We start from the raw sequence: 19,011 nt of genomic DNA on the forward strand, positions 1-19,011 counted from the left end.
GTCGGTGGCCCGTGCGATGCTGGGTTCCGTGAGACTTGAGGACCTGGTGAGACTGCGCCGCGCCCGGGACACGATCGACCGCGACTACGGCCGGCCGCTGGACGTGCCCGCGCTGGCCGCCGTCGCCCTCATGTCGCCCGGCCACTTCTCCCGCAGCTTCCGCGCCGCCTTCGGCGAGACGCCGTACAGCTATCTGATGACCCGCCGTATCGAGCGGGCCAAGGCGCTGCTGCGGCGGGGCGATCTGAGTGTGACGGAGGTCTGCTTCGAGGTGGGATGTACGTCACTGGGCTCGTTCAGCTCGCGCTTCACGGAGTTGGTCGGCGAGAGCCCGAGCGCCTACCGGGCCCGCCGCCACGAGGCCGGCGCCGCGATACCGGCGTGTGTGGCCAAGGTCCTCACCCGTCCGGTCAGAAAGCCCTGACCCGGCGCCCGCGCGCAACCGGTCAGGAACGGAGAAGCGGAACCGGCCGCCGCCTCGTAGCGTCGAGGGCATGAACATCAAGCTCGCACAGTGCTTCATCGCAGTCGACGACCATGACAAGGCGCTCCCCTTCTACCGTGACGTCCTCGGCCTGGAGGTGCGCAACGACGTCGCCTTCGAGGGGATGCGCTGGGTGACCGTCGGGTCATCCGAGCAGCCGGGCGTGGAGATCGTTCTCGAACCGCCGCTCGCCGACCCGGGCGCCTCGCCCGCCGACCGGCAGGCCATGGCGGAGCTGCTGGCCAAGGGCCTGCTGCGCGGCGTGATCTTCTCCACCGACGACGTGGACGCCACCTTCGAACACATCCGGGCGGCCGGCGGAGAGGTCCTCCAGGAGCCCATCGACCAGCCCTACGGCGTCCGGGACTGCGCCTTCCGCGACCCGGCCGGCAACATGCTCCGCTTCAACCAGCGCCGCACCGGCTGACCCCGCTCCCCTGTTCCACGCGGGTCTCCCCCGGCGTCTCCCTCAGGTCTCCCCCGTCGACGTACCGGCGGGGCGGACGGAGGACTCCCGATTGCGCCCGGTGCGGGGCGTGCTCAAGGTCGAAGCGTGAGCACGTCTTCCGCACCGCTGCCCGAGCCCGCCGTACCGTACGCGCCCGTGCACCGGCCCCCGGCCGGACGGGCGCGGCGCCGGTGGCACCCTGCTCCGGCCGGTGTCCTCGCGGCCCTCGCCCTGTTCGTGGCGGTCCGCGCCGCCGGTGTCGTCGCGGTGGCCGCGACGAGCCGGCTGTCCGGCCGGCCGCTCACCAAGAACCTCGCCCACTCCTGGGACTCCACCTGGTACCTGCACATCGCCACGCACGGCTACGGACGGCTGATCTGGATCACCAAGACGGGTGAGGTGCAGACGGACTGGGCGTTCTTCCCGCTGTACCCGGCCCTCGTCCGGGCCGTCACGGCCGTCGTGCCGCTCTCCCCCGGCGCCGCCGGACTGCTGCTCGCCTGGAGCGCGGCGGTCGTGGCCGCCTGGGGTGTCTACGCGATCGGCCACCACGTGTACGGGCGGGCCGTCGCCACCGCGCTCGTGGCGCTGTGGGCATCACTGCCGCACTCGGTGGTCCTCACCCTCGCCTACACCGAGCCGTTGTTCGCCGCGCTCGCCGCCTGGTGTCTGCACGCCGTGCTCAAGGGCCGCTGGCTGTTGGCCGGTTCGCTGGCGGCCCTGGCCGGGCTGTCCCGGCCGAGCGGCATCGCGGCGGTGGCGGCCGTGCTCGTCGCCGCCGGACACGAGATCGTGCGCCGCCGCGGCCGCGTCCCGCCGGGCCTGTGGGCGGGCGCCGTGCTCGCCCCGCTGGGCTGGGTGGGCTACGTGCTGTGGGTGGGCCGGCGGACCGGGGACCTGTTCCACGGCTACTTCCGCGTGCAGAGCGCCTGGAGCTCACGCCTCGACTTCGGGATCGGCGCCCTGCGCTTCCTCAAGGCGCTGTTCCTGCACGGCGGCGGGGTCGTCTACCCGCTGGCCCTGGTGGTGGTCGCCACCGGTGTCCTGCTGTTCTGCCTGCTGTGCCTGGAGCGCGCCCCGCTGCCGCTGGTGGTGTTCGCGGGCGCCCTGGTGCTGCTGGTGGTGGCGGTGTCCGGCCCCTTCGCCTCCAAGCCCCGCTTCCTGCTGCCCGCGTTCCCCCTGCTCATCCCGGTCGCCCTGGCGCTCGTACGGACCTGGCGCGCGCGGCGGCCGAAGGCCCTGCTGCTGGGCGGCACCCTGACGGCGGTGTCCCTGGCGTACGGAACGTTCCTGACGGCGATCGCGCATCAGCCGTTGTGACCGGGTGGGACCCGGTGGCCCCGCGGCCCGGACCACGACGACGCGAACGCCCGGACCGGCCGCGAGGCCGGTCCGGGCGTTCCGTCGGTGACGATCGTCCGGAGGATCAGACGAGGTCGAACCGGTCGAGGTCCATGACCTTCGTCCAGGCCGCGACGAAGTCCTTCACGAACTTCTCCTTCGCGTCGTCGCTCGCGTAGACCTCCGCGAGGGCGCGCAGCTCGGAGTTGGAGCCGAAGACGAGGTCGGCACGGGTGCCGGTCCACTTGACCGCGCCCGAGGCGTCACGGGCCTCGAACGTGGTCTGGTCCTCGGAGGTGGACTTCCAGGTCGTGCCCAGGTCGAGCAGGTTGACGAAGAAGTCGTTGGTCAGCTTGCCCGGGGTCTCGGTGAGGACGCCGTGCTTCGACCCGCCCTGGTTCGCGTCCAGCACCCGCAGGCCGCCGACCAGGACGGTTGTCTCGGGCGCGCTCAGCGTGAGCAGGTTCGCCCGGTCCAGCAGCAGGTACTCGGCCGGCAGGCGGCTGCCCTTGCCGACGTAGTTGCGGAACCCGTCGTACGACGGCTCCAGCGCCGCGAACGACTCGGCGTCCGTGTGCTCGTCGGTCGCGTCGACCCGGCCCGGGGTGAAGGCCACCTCGACGTCGACGCCGCCGTCCTTGGCCGCCTTCTCCACGGCCGCGCTGCCGCCGAGGACGATCAGGTCGGCCAGCGAGACCTTCTTCGCGCCGGAGTTGAACTCGCCCTGGATGGTCTCCAGGGTGCGCAGGACCTGCGCCAGCTCGTCGGGGTCGTTGGCCTGCCAGCCGCGCTGCGGCTCCAGGCGGATCCGGGCGCCGTTGGCACCGCCGCGCTTGTCGCTGCCGCGGAAGGTGGCGGCCGACGCCCACGCGGCCTTGACCAGCTGCGAGACGCTCAGGCCGGAGCCGAGGATCTTGGCCTTGAGCGCCGTGACGTCCGCGGCGTCGATGGCCTCGCCCTCGGCCGCGGGCAGCGGGTCCTGCCACAGCAGGGTCTCCTCCGGGACCTCCGGGCCGAGGTAGAGCGACTTCGGGCCCAGGTCACGGTGGGTCAGCTTGTACCAGGCGCGGGCGAACGCGTCGGCGAACTCCTCCGGGTTCTCGTAGAACCGGCGGGAGATCTGCTCGTAGACCGGGTCGAAGCGCAGCGACAGGTCGGTAGTGAGCATCTTCGGGCGGTGCTTCTTGTCCGCGTCGAACGCGTCCGGGATGATCTCCGCGGCGTCCTTGGCCACCCACTGGTTGGCGCCGGCCGGGCTCTTGGTCAGCTCGTACTCGTACTCGAAGAGGTTCTTGAAGAACCCGTTGCCCCACTGGGTCGGGGTGGAGGTCCAGGTGACCTCAAGACCGCTGGTGATGGCGTCCTTGCCGACGCCCGTGCCGTACGTGCTCCTCCAGCCCAGGCCCTGCTGCTCCATCGGGGCGCCCTCGGGCTCCGGGCCGACGTTGTCCGCCGGGCCCGCGCCGTGCGTCTTGCCGAAGGTGTGGCCGCCGGCGATGAGGGCGACGGTCTCCTCGTCGTTCATCGCCATCCGGCGGAACGTCTCGCGGATGTCGCGGGCCGCGGCGACCGGGTCCGGGTTGCCGTTGGGGCCCTCCGGGTTGACGTAGATGAGGCCCATCTGGACCGCGCCGAGCGGGTTCTCCAGCTGGCGGTCACCGGTGTAGCGCGCGTCGTCGAGCCAGCCGGTCTCGGGACCCCAGTAGACGTCCTCCTCCGCCTCCCAGACGTCGGCGCGGCCGCCGGCGAAGCCGAAGGTCTCGAAGCCCATCGTCTCCAGGGCCACGTTGCCGGTGAGGACCAGGAGGTCGGCCCAGGAGATGCTCTGGCCGTACTTCTTCTTGACCGGCCACAGCAGGCGGCGGGCCTTGTCCAGGCTGGCGTTGTCCGGCCAGCTGTTGAGCGGGGCGAAGCGCTGCTGGCCGGCGCCGGCGCCGCCGCGGCCGTCACTGATCCGGTAGGTACCGGCACTGTGCCACGCCATACGGATCATGAGCGGGCCGTAGTTGCCGAAGTCGGCCGGCCACCAGTCCTGCGACGTCGTCAGCACCTCGGCGATGTCCTGCTTGACGGCCGCGAGGTCGAGGGACTTGAACGCCTCGGCGTAGTCGAACTCCGCACCGAGCGGGTTGGCCACGGCGGGGTTCTTCGCGAGGATCTTCAGATTGAGCCGGTCCGGCCACCACTGGCGGTTGCCGCCGCCCTGGGTCGGGTGAGGGGCGCGGCCGTGCGCGACAGGGCAGCCGCCAGTCTCCTCCGATTTCGCGTCAGTGACGATTGCCTCATTGTTCTCGGCCATGGGAATCCTTCCGGACTGGGCGCATCTTGGTGCTCAGGAACTGCTGGGGGTGGAACATCCGGGGCACAGGCCCCAGTAGATGACCTCGGCCTCGTCGATGGCGAAGCCGCGGTTGTCGGAGGCGGTCAGGCACGGGGCGTCGCCGACCGCGCAGTCGACGTCGGCGACGGCACCGCACGACCGGCAGATCACGTGGTGGTGGTTGTCGCCGACACGGCCCTCGAACCGGGCCGGGCTGCCGGCCGGCTCGATACGGCGGATGAGTCCGGCCGCGGTGAGGGCGTGCAGCCCTTCGTACACGGCCTGGACGGAGATGTGCCCGACGCGCTCGCGCACACCGGAGGCGATCGCCTCGACACCGAGGTGGTCGCCGTGCCGGACGGTGTCGAGCAGTGCGACGCGGGCGGCCGTCACCCGCAGACCGGCACCGCGCAGCTCGTCAGCGGCGGTGAAGGGCTGGGCTGCGGTCACGGCGCTCAACCTATCGCCCCAAAGACGAACGGTTCAAGAAAACGAGAGGGGCAAGTCTTGCGGGGTGGCGCCCGCGGTCCGGATGTTACCTGGGTCACGTTGCGCCGGTCCTTCGCGCACGGCTGGTCGTCCGAGGGGAGACGCGGACGGCCACCGACGACACCGCCACCGTGGACGCACTGCGTCCCCTGCACGCCGGCCCCAACTCGCTGAACGTGTACGCCTACGACGTGTCCGGCAACACGAGCGCCGTGCCGAACCACGTCTTCTGCGTCCCGCCGGGCAGCAAGGGCGACACACCCGGTGACACCAGCGGCGACGGACTGCCCGACATCCTCCAGGTGAGCGCGGGCGGCAACCTGTGGACCTGCGTCGGGCTTCCGGAGGGCGATCTGGACAAGTGCCTGGCGGCGTCGCACACCTCGGACAAGAAGCTGCACCAGGCGTGTCACTGATACGACCCGGCCACCGGCAAGGCCGCGCTGATCCCCCACTACGCCGACGCCTACCCCGGCGACGGCATCACCGACCTCTTCGCCGTCGCCCCGGACGGCACGTTCTGGCTCTGCCCGGGTGACGGCTACGGCAGCTTCGACGTCGACGAGCGGATCAGGATCCTGCTGCCCGCGGACGCTCCGGCCCCCTCGGCCTGGACCGAGATCAAGGCGGTCGGCGACATCACCGGGGACAAGCTCCCCGATCTCGTGCTGCGCGCCGGCGGCGCCTTCTGGACCCTGTCCGGCTACACCGGCACCGCCTTCCGCACCGCCACGCAGATGAACGCCGACGCCCGGGCCCGACGCGACATCGTCAACGTCGCGGACACCAACGGCGACAAGACCCCCCGACCTGCTGTGGCGCAACCTGGACAACGGCAACATCTACGTCCGCCACGACAGACCGGCCCCGGGACCCGGTTGCCCTTCGGGACGGCCGGGTCTCAGCCGTCACTCCCCCACCAGCCCCCCACTCCCACCAGCCGCTCGGTCTCCCCGCCAAGCGTCCCCAGCCCCTCGCCGCCTTGTCGGCGGCCCCAGCCCCTCCCCCCTCACCGCCCGTCGGCAGCCTCAGCCCACGTCGGCGATCAGGCCCGTCTTCTCCACGCCGAAGACCGCGGCGGCCTCGTCGTTGTCGGGGCGGTCGCCACTGACGCCGACCGCGCCCAGCAGCTCGCCGGCCGCGTCGCGGATCAGGGCGCCGCCCTTGCAGGAGGCGACCCGGCCCTCGGAGATCGCCGCCAGGGCGGTGAAGGACGCGGGGTCGCGGATGGCGTACCGGGCGCTCGCCGCACCGCCCTGGCCGGTGCCGAGGCAGCCCCACGCCTTCGCGTGGGCGAGCTGCGGGCGCAGGATGCCGGCCGCCTCCTCCCGCTTGACCACCAGAGGGTGGCCGCCGGGGTCGAGGACGGTGACGGCCAGCGGATGCAGGCCCAGCTCGTGCGCGTGACCCAGCGCGGAGTCGACGATCTCGGACGCCTGGGCCAGGGTCAGTGTGCTCATGGCTGTTCTTCCCTCTTCCTGCTCGCCTCCGGGGGCCGAACGCCGTGAGACGCACGGGCCGGCAAGACGCCCACCCGAGCCTGCCGCTGAACGGGCCCTTCGGGGCCGCAGGACCGCGGCGGAACTCCACTCGACCTGCCTGGTACCTCGTTTCCGACCTGTCCGGTACCTACTTAGTAGGTTTATGCCACGCTAAACGGACACATCCATCACGGCAACTCGAAGCGAGAACGGTGAACCGCCAGCGCTTGCCGGGACCTACCAAGTAGGTTAGCGTCTGCTTCAGTGGCCCGCCGAAGTGCCCGGGCCGAGCCCACGCGGCTCAAGAGACCCCTGGGAGTGACATGTCCGTGCCTCACACCCCCGCGAGGATCTTCCGCGGCCGGGTGGCCGACCAGATCGTCGAGGACCTCCGCGAACAGATCCTCAGCGGTGCCCTGCCGAACGGCTCCCGGCTGCCGTCCGAGCGGGATCTGGCCGCGTCCTACGACGTCAGCGCCCCCACCATCCGCGAGGCGATCCGGGTTCTCACCGCGATGGGACTGGTGACCACCCGCAACGGCAGCCGGGCGACGGTCAACGCGCAGGGCGACACCATGCTGGCGATGTCCATCGCCTCCGTCGTCCAGGTCGAGAAGGTCGGCGCCCGTGAGGTGCTGGGCCTGCTCGGCGCCCTGCACGGCTACGCCGCCGAACTCGCCGCCGAACAAGCCTCCGACGAGGAGATCGAACGGCTGCGGGAGGCGGCCGAGGCCATCTCCCGCACGACGGACGACGAGGCGCTGGCCGCCGCGCTGTACCAGTTCTTCGCCACCCTGGCCGAGATCTCCCACAACCCCCTGCTGGCCGCCCTGTGCCGGTTCATCACCGAGATGCAGATCGGGCTCGCGGTCAAGCTGTCCGGCGGCGAGGGCGGCGACTTCGGCCAGATCGCGCGTTCCCTCCAGCCCGGCCGGATGCGGATCGTGACCGCCGTCGCCACCCGGGACCCGGCCCACGCGGCGCAGGTCATCCGCGCATACCACCTGGAGACGATCGAGAAGGTCCGGGCCGGCCGCCAGGGCGAGGAGGAGGCCCGTGCCGAGACGGGACTCAGCGACGCCCTGCTGTCCTGGCTCCGGACGAACGTCGGGCTGGGCGGTCAGGTGGCGAGCCACCGGAGCACACTGTCATGACCGAGGCCCCCGCAGCGCCCCGCACCGTACGGGACGCCGCCTTCGACGAACTGCGCCGGCACGGGCTGACCACCCTCTTCTCCAACCCCGGCTCGACCGAGGTGTCCCTGCTCGCCGATCTGCCCGCGGACCTGGAGTTCGTCCTGGCCCTGCACGAGGGCTCCGTGGTGGGCGCCGCCACCGGCTGGGCGCTGGCCCGCGAACGACCCGCGCTGGTCCTGCTGCACACCACCGCGGGGCTCGGCAACGCGGTCGGCGCGCTCGCCACCGCGCGCGTCAACCGGGCGCCCCTGGTCGTCCTGGTCGGCCAGCAGGACCGCCGTCACCTGGCCCAGGAGCCGTTCCTCGCCGGCCGGCTCGCGGGCCTGGCCGGGGACTACCCGGTGAGCGTGGAGTCGCCGGTGCGGGCCCAGGACGTACCCGGCGCGATCGGCCGGGCCGCGCACGCCGCCCACGAGGGGCGCGGCCCCGCGCTGGTCCTGGTGCCCATGGACGACTGGGCGGAGCCCGCCGACGACCTGCCCGTGCCCGCCGCGGCCGTGCTGCGCCGCGCGGCCGGCGCCGATCCGTCGTCCGTCGCCGAGGTCGCCGGGCTGCTGTCCGAGGCATCGGCCCCGGTGCTCGTGGTGGGTGCGGGCGCCGACGACGCCCGCACCTGGGGCGCGCTCACCGCCCTCGCCGAACGGCTCGGCTGCCCGGTCTGGCAGGAACCGTTCGGGGCGCGCGCGGGCTTCCCCCAGGACCACCCGCAGTTCGCCGGACACCTGCCCGCCGACCGGCCCCGGCTGCGTGACGTCCTCGCCCCGCACGACCTGGTGCTGTGCGTCGGCGCCCCGTTCCTGCGGCAATACCCGTACACGCCGGGGAAGTTGACGGACGCCCGGGTGGTCGTCGTCACCGACGACCCGGCCGAGGCGCGGCGCGCGCCCGCCGAACTCGCGGTGCTCACCCCGCTGCCGGACTTCTGCGACCGGCTCGCCCGCCGCACCCCGGCGCGCGGACCGGCGGCCGGCCCGGCGGTGCCCCGCCCGCGGCGCCCCGAGCCGCCGCGGCCCGGCGAGCCGCTGAGCCCGTCCCAGGTCCTCGCGGCGCTCGCCGAACGGCTGCCCCCCGAGACCGTGGTCGTGGAGGAGACCCCGTCCTCCCGCCCCGACCTGCACGCCCTGCTGCCGGCCCGGGCACCGCTCGGCTTCCTCAGTGCCGCCATGGGCGGTCTCGGTTTCGCGCTGCCCGCCGCGATCGGGGTGCGCATGGGGCAGCCGTGCCGCCCGGTGATCGCCGTCGTCGGCGACGGCTCCTCGCTCTACCAGATCCAGGCCCTGTGGACCGCCGTGCACTACGACGTCGGCGTCGTCTTCGTCGTCCTCGCCAACGGCCGCTACGCGGTCATGGACAAGCTCGCCGAACAGCACGGGGGCAAGCCGCCGTGGCCCCCGTTCGAGGAGATCGACGTGGCCGGTCTCGCGGAGTCCCTCGGCTGCCCCGCCCGCCGGATCGGCGACCACGCCGAACTGTGCGCGGCGCTCGACGACCTCGGCCCCACCCTGGCCGACCGCACCCGCCCCCTGCTCCTGGAGATCTCCGTCGGCGTAGGCGCCGGCTTCCGGCCCTGACGCCCATTCCCCCCACGCCACCGTTCCCGACCCGCAGCCCGGAGACCATCATGTCCCTGCTCGATCCCACCCAGTGGTCCGGCAAGGCCCACGTCGGCACCTGGACGGCCATGACGGGGGGCACCGCACCCGTCGTCGAACCCGCCACCGGAGAGCTCCTCGGCACCATAGGCGTCGCCACCCCCGAGGACGTCGCCAACGCCGCCGAGCGCGCCGCCCGGGCCCAGTCGGCCTGGGCCCGCACCCCGTACACCGAACGCGCCGCCGTGCTGCGCCGCGCCGGTGACCTGTTCACCCGGTACGCCGACGAGATCGGCCAGTGGCTGATCCGCGAGGGCGGCAGCATCCCGGGGAAGGCGGCCTTCGAGACGACGACCGCCGCCCAGGAGTGCTACGAGGCCGCGACCCTGGCCTCCCGCCCCCTCGGCGAGATCCTGCCCTCGGCGGAGCCCCGGCTCAGCCTGGCCCGCCGGGTGCCCGCGGGGGTGGTCGGTGTCATCGCCCCGTTCAACGCGCCGCTCATCCTGGGCATCCGCTCGGTCGCGCCCGCCCTCGCGCTCGGCAACTCCGTGCTGTTCAAGCCGGACCTGCGCACCGCGGTGTGCGGCGGGGTGTCCGTCATGCGGGTCTTCGAGGAGGCCGGGCTGCCCGCGGACCTGCTGCACCTGCTGCCGGGCGGCGCGGACACCGGGGCCGCGGTGGTGGCGGCGCCGCAGGTGCGGGTGATCTCCTTCACCGGGTCCACGGCGGCGGGCCGCAAGGTCGGCGCGGCGGCGGCCGAGCACCTCAAGCGCGCCCACCTGGAACTGGGCGGCAACTCGGCGCTGATCGTGCTTCCCGACGCCGACCTGGAGCGGGCCGCGTCCACGGCCGCCTGGGGGTCCTACTTCCACCAGGGCCAGATCTGCATGACCACCGGCCGCCATCTGGTGCACGCCTCGGTCGCCGACGAGTACGTCGCGCGCCTCGCCGAGAAGGCCGAGCAGTTGCCGGTCGGCAACCCCGCCAAGGAGCAGGTGGCGCTCGGGCCGGTCATCGACGCCGGGCAGCGGGACAAGATCCACGGCCTGGTCACGGCCAGTGTCGGCAACGGCGCCCGGCTGGTGGCGGGCGGCACCTACCAGGACCTGTTCTACCGGCCGACCGTGCTCGCCGACGTCGACGACGCCTCCCCCGCCTACGCGGAGGAGGTCTTCGGCCCGGTCGCCCCCGTCCGCGCCTTCCGCGACCTGGACGAGGTGGTGGCGCTGGCCACGGCGTCCTCGTACGGTCTGTCGCTCGGCATCCTGACGTCCGACGCGATGCGCGGTCTGGAACTGGCCGAGCGCATCCCGACCGGGATCGTCCACGTCAACGACCAGACCGTCAGCGACGAGGCCGTCGCGCCGTTCGGCGGTGTCGCCGCCTCCGGCACCGGCGCCCGCTTCGGCGGCGACGCCAACATCGAGGCGTTCACCGAGACCCGCTGGATCACCGCCAGGTCCGAGCAGCCCGCCTACCCGTTCTGAGCCCGGCCGCCCCGCGCCCGTCACCACGGCCGCGCACCTCGCCCGGCCTCGCGGGCGGCTCCGCTTCCGGTGCCGCCCGCTCAGGGTGCGCGGTCGCAGACCGAGGGCAGCCAGGTCAGTTTCGGGTCGGTGCGCAGCGTGTCCAGCGTCTTCAGCAGCGACGTCAGGTCGCCCGGACGGGCGAGGAAGTCGATGGCGGACAGGGCGAAGGCGTCACGCACGGCGGGCGGCATCGCGTCGGAGGCGTCGAAGCAGTGCACCGCCCGCGGGTCCCGCAGCGTGTCGGCGAGCCGACGCTGCTGGGTGCCCGGTGCGCCGTACGAACCGGCCGGTACGTCGGCCTGGACCGAGAAGCCGGACTTCTCGGCGCTCCACACCCGTTGGGCGTCGGTCGAGGACAGATAGCGGATCAGTTGCCGCGCCGCGGGTGTCTCGTGCAGCAGGGCGACCAGGTCGCCGGAGACCTCCCAGGCGTCGGAGTAGCCGGTGCCCAGCAGCGTGCCGGACGCCTCGTAGTGTCCGTCGGCCTTCTTCCAGTTCTCGTTGGCGCCGATGAACGACGCCTGGTGTTCCAGGCTGCACTGGGGCGGGTCCTTCACGACGTACGCGGAGGCGTCCTGGTAGTGGGTCTCCAGGGCCCGGCTGACGAGCCGCTCGTTCTCGCCGCCGCCGGCGACCCGGTTCCGCCAGGTCGTCCAGGCCCGGCGCACCGCGGTGTCGGTCCAGGGCAGGTCTCCGCGTGCCCACTTGTCGTAGGTGCGCCAGCCGGACTGCTGGAGCAGCAGGTCCTCGATCCAGTCCGTGCCGGGCCAGCCGCTGGTGGCGCCCGCGCCCAGGCCCAGGCACCACTGGGCCGGCTGCCGTGCGGCGTCCCGGCGCTGCCGTTCGGTCATGTCCCCCGGGTACCAGACGATGCTCTTGAGGTCCGCCTTGAGCGGGAACCAGTAGACGTGCCCGTCGATCGGGGTGGCCCAGGACGCGCTGAAGCCGCCCTCGGGGACCAGGCCGTCGAGCGGTTTCAGCCGGCGCTGGGCGGCGTAGGAGGCGAGTTCGCCGGGGCCGGTGAGCACTACCACGTCGGGTGGTGTCCCGGCCTCCACGTCGGCGCTGAGCACCTGGCTCTGGGCGGAGCTGCCCTGGTAGTCGACGTGGACGCGGTACTTGCGCTCGAAGGGGGCGATCACCGCCTCCCGGAAGGCGCGCTCGTCCTCGCCGGTCCAGTTGGCCAGCAGGGTGACGGTCGGTTCGCGGTCGTAGACCCGTACGGCCACGACGACCGCCGCCACCAGCAGGGCAAGGCAGCTCGCCAGGACGGTGCCGGTGCGGACGGCCCGCCGGGAGGGACGGCGACGGGCGGCGGGGACGGCCGCCGGGCCGTTTCCGGGCGCGCTCACCGCGGCCTGAACCGGTAGTCGTTGATGTGCGGGCGCAGTCCCGCCTCGGCCAGCGCCATGAGCACGATGCCTCCGATCGCGATCCACACCGCCGCCGCGGCGCGGAAGCCGGTGTTCGCCAGGTAGGACGCGGTCCGCCGGCCCGCGTCGGTGATGGCCTGGCCGGACAGCGGGCGGTCGAGCAGCCCGCGGGTGTCCGCCATGCCCTGGTGCGTCCACAAGGTGAACAGGGTCAGCGTCACGAAGCCGCCGAGCAGTACGGCGGCGGCCGTGAGGAGCCGCCGGTTGTAGCGGCGGCGGAACCGGCCGCGCAGGAAGACCTGGGTCTCCGCCAGGGCCGCGGCCAGCGCGAGGACGAGCAGCGCGGTGACGCTCCAGCCGAGCCACAGCAGCCGTCCGAAGGAGGTCTGCTGCCGCACGACGCGCCGCTGCTCCGCCTGGAGCAGGCCGAGCCGTGCCGTGATGCCGGAGTCCTTGTCCGCGAGGATGCTCGTCGCGTATCCGAGATAGGCCCGGCGCAGCACCGAGTCCGCCGGTTCGAACTGGGCCTTTCCGACCATGCCCGCGTACACGGTGATCAGGCCGGCGACCGTCTGCAGGGCCTGGCGGCCCGTGGTGCCGCCCGCGCCTTCGGAGGCGGCGACGGCGAGGGACTGCACGGCCACCGAGATCTGCTTCTGGAACTCGCTGGTGGCCGGGGACGCGGCGGTCGTCTGCGCCTCGGTGAGGGCGTGCTGTGCGGTGTCGATGGCGAGGACGGCCGGGCCGCTGGCGGTGCGCAGCGGGTCGGCGTCGCCGTGCACGCCCTGGTAGGAGAAGAACAGGGCGACGCTGACCGCGGCGGACAGGACCAGCAGCAGCCGTCGGCGCAGGGCCAGTTCGCGGGAGGTGGTGCTGCCGTCGCCGGCGGTGGCCGTGCCCGGGGTGCCGGGCCTGCGGGCCAGTGCCGCGGCAGGCACCAGGACCGGGGCGAGCAGCCGGAACAGGCGGGTCGGCGTGGACGGCGGGCGGGTCCGCTCGGGGCGCGCGGCGGAGGGCCGCGCCGGGACGTCCGTGGTGTTCTCCGCGCTCATGGTGGACTCACCTCCGTGACGGACGGCAGTTGGTGCGCGGGGCCGGGCCCGTTCATACCGGCGGCCTGCCGAGTTCCCGGCCGCAGTCGCCGCCGCAGAAACGGGAGCCGGGCGGCCCGAGCCAGTGGCAGGTCGGGCACTCGGCCAGGGTCCCGCCACCGGCCCCGGCACCGGCCCCGTCGGCGGTCCCGCCGCCGGTCCCTTCGGCGCCGGCCGGTGCGTCCCCCGTGCCCTCCCCCTCCGCCCCGGGCCCGGCGGCCGGGGACCGGTGCGGGGTGGTCATGGCGCTGGAGAGGATCAGGTGCTGCCAGTCGACGCCTTTGAGCCCGTCCCGTACCCGCGCCGCGCCCGGTCCTGCGGTGTCGGCGACCTTCCGCAGCGCGCCGAGGAGCTGCGCGTCGCCGAGTTCGCCGGCCAGCGCCACGGCTCGGGCCAGCGCGGCGTCCGCGTCGGGCCGGCCGGTCTCGCCCCGCCGCCACGCCTGGTGCGCGTGCAGCACAGCCGCGTTCGCCTGCTGGTAGAGCTGGTGGCGGCGGATCCCGGGGTGCGGTCTGGACGCGTCCGCGGGGGCGTCCGTCCAGTGCACCAGGATCGGCCGCGGCGGCGGCAGCCGCACCGGCCGGCCGATGTCCGGGACGGACAGTTCCACGGCGGCGAGCTGGAGGTCCTCGCCGAGGTCCCGGTCGGACGGGTCGGCGGCGAGCACGACCTGGTAGTGGCGCACCTCGTCGCCCCAGCCGCGCGTGACGTACTCGGCTTCCCGCGCGCCGGACTCGTCGGCGGTGGCGGGGAGTTCCTGTTCGCCCGGCACGATCTGCTTGACCTGCCGGATCCGGGTGCCGGGGGTGGGGATCAGGCGGATCCGCAGCTCGGGGACCGAGGTGCCGAGCAGGTCGTCGATCAATTCCTGGTAGACGGCGGTCAGTTCGGACTCCTGCCGGACCGCGCCGGCCCGTCCGTGCAGCCGCCGGGTGATCCGCAGCAACAGCTCCGCGTCCCAGTCGTCGCCGATGCCCCAGGCATCGCAGCTGATCCGGCCGCCCGCGCAGGCGGTGAGCGCGTTCTCCAGCCGGATGGCGGCGCGGGCGTCGTGCTCGTTGCGCCCGTCGGTGAGCAGCAGGACGTGTTTGACGGGCGCGCGCTGCTCCTGGAGCAGGCGGCGGGCGAGGTCGAGCCAGGTGCCGATGGCGGTGCCGCCGTCCGCGTCGAGGACCCGTATCGCGTGCTCGGCGGCCTCGCGCTGGTCGGGCCCGGCGACGGCCATCGCCTCGGTGCCGGAGCCCGGGTGGACGACGGTCGCGTCGAACCGCCCGGACAGCACGGCGAAGGCGGTGCCGTCGGGCAGCCGCCGGACGGCCGCGACGGTGGCGTCCTTGGCGGCGTGCAGCTTGCTGTCGGGGTAGAGCATCGACCTGGAGGTGTCGATGATCAGCACCTCGGCGAGCGCGGCGCCCGCATCGGGTGGCCGGGGCGGGACGGGCGCGCCGCCGGTGGTGCCGACGCCGACCTCCAGGACGGCGTACATCACCTGTTCGCCCGGCGGACCGGCAGCGGTCGGCGCGGTCGACAGGTACTTGTTCTGGCCCACCGCCAGGGTCACCTCGACGGCTCCCGGCTCGCCCGTCGCCCTGTCCGTGCCACCGGTGTCGGTCATCGCGGTCTCCCCCTCGACGGCTCGTGGGTGTTCAGAAGGTGGTCATGGGCCGGACGGCGTGGGCCAGATCGAGCAGCCTGCCGTGCTCGTCGGCGGTTCGGGCCTGCCCGGCGAGCTGCCGGAAGGACTGTTCGAGCAGTCCGCGCAGCGAGTCCTGGTGGCCGGCGCCGAAGACCGGCCCGACCGGGTACTGCTCCCCCCATCCCCGCTCCGGCCAGTGGGCGAGGACGGTCTCGCGCACCTCGGCGACCAGCCGGGCGCGTGATTCGCCCTCGGCCGCGCCGCCGTCCAGCCGCAGTTCGGGCAGGCGCAGGGCCGCGTCCCGCAGGTCGGCCACGGACGGCGGACGGCCGTGCAGGGCGCCGGTGCGGATGCGGACGGCGGCGACGCGGGCGGCGTCGTGGTGCCGGGAGGTGGTGGGCACGTCGTCGAGGACGCGGACCGCCTCGTCCCGTTCCCCGGCCGCCAGCCGGCAGCGGGCCAGTCCGAAGGCGGCGGGCGCGTGGGCGAAGTCCCGTTTCCACACCGCCTCGTAGAACGTCACGGGCCGGGCCGCGGACGACTCGCGGTCCTGTTCGGCGCAGTAGCCGAGGGCGAGCTTCGGGACGTACTCGCCGGGCAGCGCCCGGTACACCTGCGCGAAGCAGGCGCCCGCCGCGCGCACCTTCCCCTTGCTCAGGTGCAGGACGCCGCGGTGCCAGGCGATGCGCCAGTCGTACGGGGCCTGCCGCTCGCCGAGTTGGGTCTCGGCCTCGGCGAGCGACTTCTCGGCCCGGTCCTGTTCGCCGCGTCGGAGATAGGCGCGGCACAGCCACAGCGCGGTCTCGGGCGTGCCCAGCCGGGACGAGCGGCGCCGCTGCTCGGCGACCCGGTCGGGGGCGTCCGGCTCGAACGCGTCCAGCAGCAGGGCCGCGCCGTCGTCGGGGTCGGGCACGGGCTGGGGGAGGGCGGCGGCCACTTCGGCGGCGGACGGCGGCGAGACGTCCAGCGCGGGGAGGTGCCCGTGCGGCCGGTCCGTCCAGTGGCCGAGCGCGGGGATCGCGCCGAGCCCGGCGTCGAGCGCGGCGTCGGTGGCCCGGAACCGGGTGGACCTCTCCGGCAGTTGCTCGCCGAACCGCAGTGCGCGGAACTCCCGCAGGACCTCCCACAGCTGCCGGGACATCTCGGCCGCCGAGCGGAACCGGGCCCGGGGCTCCGCGTGGGTGGCGCGGGCGACGAGCCTGTCGAAGGAGTCACCGGCGAGACCGGGGGCGCGCTCGGTGGCGCCGGCGAGCATCTGGAGGGTCACGCCGACGGTGTAGAGGTCGCTGTCGACGTGCCAGCCGCGGGCCTCGACCTCCTCGGGGGGCGGCGCGAAGGCGCTGGTGTAGACGTAGGCGGAGGTGCGGTCGCCCACCGCGCGGACCGCGCCGAGGTCGATGACCTTGATGCCGCGCCCGAAGTGGATGACGTTGGCGGGCTTCATGTCGCAGTACAGCAGCCCGCGTTCGTGCATGTACTGGAGGGCGCCGAGGATCTTGCACCCGTAGGTGAGCACGTGGTCGAGGCGGGGGCGGCCCTGGAAGAGGCGCTCGGCGTCGTCGGCGGCGAACAGGTCCCGCAGGGAGCGCCCGCCGATGTAGTCCATGACCAGGTAGCCGGTGGGCGACTGGCCGGCGAGGGCGTGTTCGGCGTACGTCACGATGCGGACGATGTCGGGGTGGTGCAGTTCGGTGAGCGAGCGGCGTTCCTCGGCGGCGGTCCTGCGGGCCAGCGCGTCGTGGACGTTGATGAGTCCCTTGAGCACCACCCGGTAGCCGGTGACGCGGGTGTCCTCGGCGAGGTAGACCCAGCCGAGTCCGCCCTGGGCGAGGCAGCCGAGGATCGCGTAGTGGTCCGCGACCAGGTCGCCCGCGTGCAGTTGGGGCCGGAAGGAGTAGGGGGTGCCGCAGCGCGGGCAGCGCCCGTCGGCCCGGGGCGGCTGGCCGCCGTAGCCGACGCCGATGATCATGGAGCAGCCGTTCGCGCCGCAGCGCCGCCCGCCGGTGGGCGGCTGCGGGTCCTCGTCCAGCGGGTGTTCGGGGGCCGCCACCTCGGGCAGGACGACCAGTCCGTGCTGGTCGAGTTCGCCGACGCCGGGGAAGGCGGGCTTCGGGGCGCGGCGGGAGCGCTCGGTGCGCTGGCTCGCCGGGGCGTCGAGGTCGGCGTCGGGCGGTGGCGCGGGGTCCGGCGGGGCCTGGCGGCCGCACGTGTCGCAGAAGCCGGTGGCCATGATGCGGCCCCGGCAGCCGGACCGGGTGCATGACGTCATGACGTGCCCTCCCCTTCGCTGTCGTGGGCGGAGCGGGACGGATCAGGTCGTTTCGAGCAGTGCTCGGCGAACGTGGCGACGGCCGTCTCCGCCGCGTCGAGGTCGCAGGGTGCCGCGCGCAGCAGCGCGGCGGCGCTCTCGTACAGCTCGTACGCCGTCAGGTCCGGGCCGGTGCCCGCCGGGCCCGCCTTCTGCCGCCACAGCCCCCACTCCGCGGTGAGCCGCAGCCGAAGTTCGCGCAGGCGTACCAGGCGGGCGTCGAGATGCTCGGTGGCGCGTTCCAGTCGTCTTCTGCGGCGTTCGACGGTGGCCTCGTGGCGGAACAGGGCGTCGGCGCCGGAGGATTCCGGCTCTCCGTCGCGGGTGCCGGTCAGCTGCTCGCGCAGCATGCCGGTGAGCCAGACACCCTGCATGGCGCGGTCGACCAGTTCCGTGTCGGCCGGGTCCGGGCCGGGCCGCACCCGGCTGAGGCGCTGGTCGAGGCCGGGGCCGAGCCGGTCCACGATCGCGTCGAGTGCCCGGTGCAGCCGGGCCCGGCGTTCGCGCAGCGGCCGGCCCACCAGGGTCTCCTCGGCCTGCGCGGCGAGCCCGTCCGGGCTGCGGAAGACCAGCAGCAACCGGGCGCCCTGTGCGGCGAGTTGCTCCAGCATGCCGAGCAGCGGCCCGGGTTCGGCGGACTCGTCCACGCCGACGAGGACGGCGGCCGGGGTCAGGCGCAGTGTGCCGAGCCGGTCGGGGAACGGGACCACGGGGTCGGTGCGGATGCCGAGCCGCTCGGCGAGGCGGTCCGTGATCTGGCGGACCGTCATGCCCCGTACGACGAGGGCGAGATCGTGGCCGCCGGGCGGGGGCACGGTGTGCGGGGGGTCGCCCGCGAACCGGCTCGTCCGCTGCGTGGTGCGCAGTTCCCGGGTGGCCAGGGCGATGGCTCGCTGGAGGTTCCAGGCGCGGTCGCCGTCGGCCGGGACGACGCTCACCAGCACCGGCCAGCCCCGGCCGGCGAACCAGGTGGCCAGCTCGGTGGCGAACGGCACGTCGAGCCGGCCGACGGCCGCTCCGGGACGCAGTTGCGGATCCACCGCGGACGGGCCGTCCGTCCAGTCGGCGACCTGCGGGAGGTGGCTCAACACGGTCTCGGTGGGGCTCATGTGGGTGAAGTTGGCCTCGTGTCCCTCGTCGGCGCTGAGCACGATGCCGAGCACCTGGCCGGTGGCGAGGTCGACGACGCCGGCGCCGCTGAAGCCGGGGCTCGCCAGCTCCTGCGGGGTGTGCGGGCGCAGTTGGACCCGGCTGTCCCGGCCCCGCCCGCCGAGCGGGGCGGCGCTGTACCAGCGGCCGACGTCGTCGCCCTCCGGGAAGCCGTACATCTCGACGCCCGCCGGCGGGGCCGCGAGCCGGAACAGCCGGGTGGGGTGGTCGGCGGGCCGGGGCACGGCGAGGCGCAGCAGGGCCAGGTCTCCGCTGCGGTCGCCGAAGGAGTCCACTTCCTCCGGTACGTACGCCTCGTCGTCGACGGCGGCGTCGACGGCCGGGACGCCGGGGGCGCCCACGAAGTGGACGACGTACCGCCGTCCCGGTCGGACGACGTGGGCCGCAGTGAGCACCCGGTCAGGGCTCAGCAGCACACCGGCACCGATGACCGATCCCTCGGTCCGATGGATGCGTGCCACCCAACTCGGCGTACGCCACCGCGACTCGACGACCCGCTCCCCCGTGAGCGTCATGTTTCCCGAGGCTACTCCCCGTGCCTTCGCGCTACCAC

Annotated in this window: 15 protein-coding genes; 7 read left to right on the forward strand and 8 right to left on the reverse strand. The window is 73.9% G+C overall.

Going from position 1 to position 19,011, the window contains the following annotated elements:
- Positions 1-28: 28 nt before the first annotated feature.
- From ACFY2B_RS10115 to ACFY2B_RS10125, 3 genes are all read left to right on the forward strand, one after another.
- Positions 29-424, forward strand: a complete 396-nt coding sequence (locus ACFY2B_RS10115) for a helix-turn-helix transcriptional regulator (protein WP_390762676.1) — start codon at positions 29-31, stop codon at positions 422-424.
- 70 nt (positions 425-494) lie between these two features.
- The gene (locus ACFY2B_RS10120; RefSeq protein WP_390762677.1) at positions 495-911 is read left to right on the forward strand and encodes a VOC family protein; all 417 of its coding nucleotides are present in this window, start codon (positions 495-497) and stop codon (positions 909-911) included.
- Between the two features lie 126 nt (positions 912-1,037).
- Positions 1,038-2,252, forward strand: a complete 1,215-nt coding sequence (locus tag ACFY2B_RS10125; protein WP_390762678.1) for a hypothetical protein — start codon at positions 1,038-1,040, stop codon at positions 2,250-2,252.
- 106 nt (positions 2,253-2,358) lie between these two features.
- Here the strand turns inward: ACFY2B_RS10125 and katG are convergent, their stop codons facing one another.
- Both katG and ACFY2B_RS10135 read right to left on the reverse strand, forming a co-directional pair.
- Positions 2,359-4,572 carry a catalase/peroxidase HPI gene (gene katG / locus ACFY2B_RS10130; RefSeq protein WP_390762679.1) on the reverse strand — a complete coding sequence of 738 codons (2,214 nt, stop codon included), beginning with the start codon at positions 4,570-4,572 and terminating at the stop codon, positions 2,359-2,361.
- Positions 4,573-4,605: 33 nt separating this feature from the next.
- Positions 4,606-5,043, reverse strand: coding sequence for a Fur family transcriptional regulator (locus ACFY2B_RS10135; RefSeq protein WP_390762680.1), 438 nt, complete (start codon positions 5,041-5,043; stop codon positions 4,606-4,608).
- Positions 5,044-5,213: 170 nt separating this feature from the next.
- Between ACFY2B_RS10135 and ACFY2B_RS10140 the strand changes: the two genes are divergently transcribed.
- Complete coding sequence (locus tag ACFY2B_RS10140; RefSeq protein ID WP_390762681.1) at positions 5,214-5,498, forward strand: hypothetical protein; 285 nt, start codon at positions 5,214-5,216, stop codon at positions 5,496-5,498.
- A 612-nt stretch (positions 5,499-6,110) separates the two neighbouring features.
- On the opposite strand, the gene ACFY2B_RS10145 is transcribed toward ACFY2B_RS10140, so the two are convergent.
- A complete protein-coding gene (locus ACFY2B_RS10145) occupies positions 6,111-6,542 on the reverse strand; it encodes a heme-binding protein (protein ID WP_390762682.1) in 432 nt (143 codons plus the stop codon).
- 344 nt (positions 6,543-6,886) lie between these two features.
- Here ACFY2B_RS10145 and ACFY2B_RS10150 point away from each other — a divergent pair, with 344 nt between their 5' ends.
- From ACFY2B_RS10150 to ACFY2B_RS10160, 3 genes are read left to right on the forward strand one after another with little or no spacing between them, the layout of a single operon-like run.
- Positions 6,887-7,717: a FadR/GntR family transcriptional regulator gene (locus tag ACFY2B_RS10150; protein WP_390762683.1), complete on the forward strand. Its 831-nt coding sequence runs from the start codon at positions 6,887-6,889 to the stop codon at positions 7,715-7,717.
- On the forward strand, positions 7,714-9,330 hold the full coding sequence (locus ACFY2B_RS10155) for a thiamine pyrophosphate-dependent enzyme (RefSeq protein ID WP_390762684.1): 1,617 nt from the start codon (positions 7,714-7,716) through the stop codon (positions 9,328-9,330). The genes ACFY2B_RS10150 and ACFY2B_RS10155 overlap by 4 nt, the downstream gene beginning before the upstream one ends.
- A 50-nt stretch (positions 9,331-9,380) precedes the next feature.
- Positions 9,381-10,838: a benzaldehyde dehydrogenase gene (locus tag ACFY2B_RS10160; protein WP_390762685.1), complete on the forward strand. Its 1,458-nt coding sequence runs from the start codon at positions 9,381-9,383 to the stop codon at positions 10,836-10,838.
- 80 nt (positions 10,839-10,918) lie between these two features.
- Here the strand turns inward: ACFY2B_RS10160 and ACFY2B_RS10165 are convergent, their stop codons facing one another.
- Genes ACFY2B_RS10165 through ACFY2B_RS10185 form a run of 5 tightly spaced genes read right to left on the reverse strand, consistent with a single transcriptional unit; the run spans position 10,919 to position 18,973 of the window.
- Positions 10,919-12,232: an extracellular solute-binding protein gene (locus tag ACFY2B_RS10165; RefSeq protein ID WP_390762686.1), complete on the reverse strand. Its 1,314-nt coding sequence runs from the start codon at positions 12,230-12,232 to the stop codon at positions 10,919-10,921.
- The gene (locus tag ACFY2B_RS10170; RefSeq protein ID WP_390762687.1) at positions 12,229-13,305 is read right to left on the reverse strand and encodes a hypothetical protein; all 1,077 of its coding nucleotides are present in this window, start codon (positions 13,303-13,305) and stop codon (positions 12,229-12,231) included. The genes ACFY2B_RS10165 and ACFY2B_RS10170 overlap by 4 nt, the downstream gene beginning before the upstream one ends.
- Positions 13,306-13,357: 52 nt before the next feature.
- Positions 13,358-14,959 (reverse strand): VWA domain-containing protein, encoded by a 1,602-nt coding sequence (locus tag ACFY2B_RS10175; protein WP_390762688.1) that lies wholly within the window; start codon positions 14,957-14,959, stop codon positions 13,358-13,360.
- Positions 14,960-14,990: 31 nt separating this feature from the next.
- Entirely contained in the window at positions 14,991-17,249 is a 2,259-nt protein-coding gene (locus tag ACFY2B_RS10180) for a tetratricopeptide repeat protein (protein ID WP_390762689.1), read from the reverse strand.
- The gene (locus tag ACFY2B_RS10185; RefSeq protein WP_390762690.1) at positions 17,246-18,973 is read right to left on the reverse strand and encodes a trypsin-like peptidase domain-containing protein; all 1,728 of its coding nucleotides are present in this window, start codon (positions 18,971-18,973) and stop codon (positions 17,246-17,248) included. Before ACFY2B_RS10185 ends, ACFY2B_RS10180 begins: the two co-directional genes overlap by 4 nt.
- Between the last annotated feature and the right edge of the window lie 38 nt (positions 18,974-19,011).

Origin of the sequence: Streptomyces sp. NPDC001270, assembly GCF_042896695.1 — a bacterium.
Classification (GTDB): Bacteria; Actinomycetota; Actinomycetes; order Streptomycetales; family Streptomycetaceae; genus Streptomyces.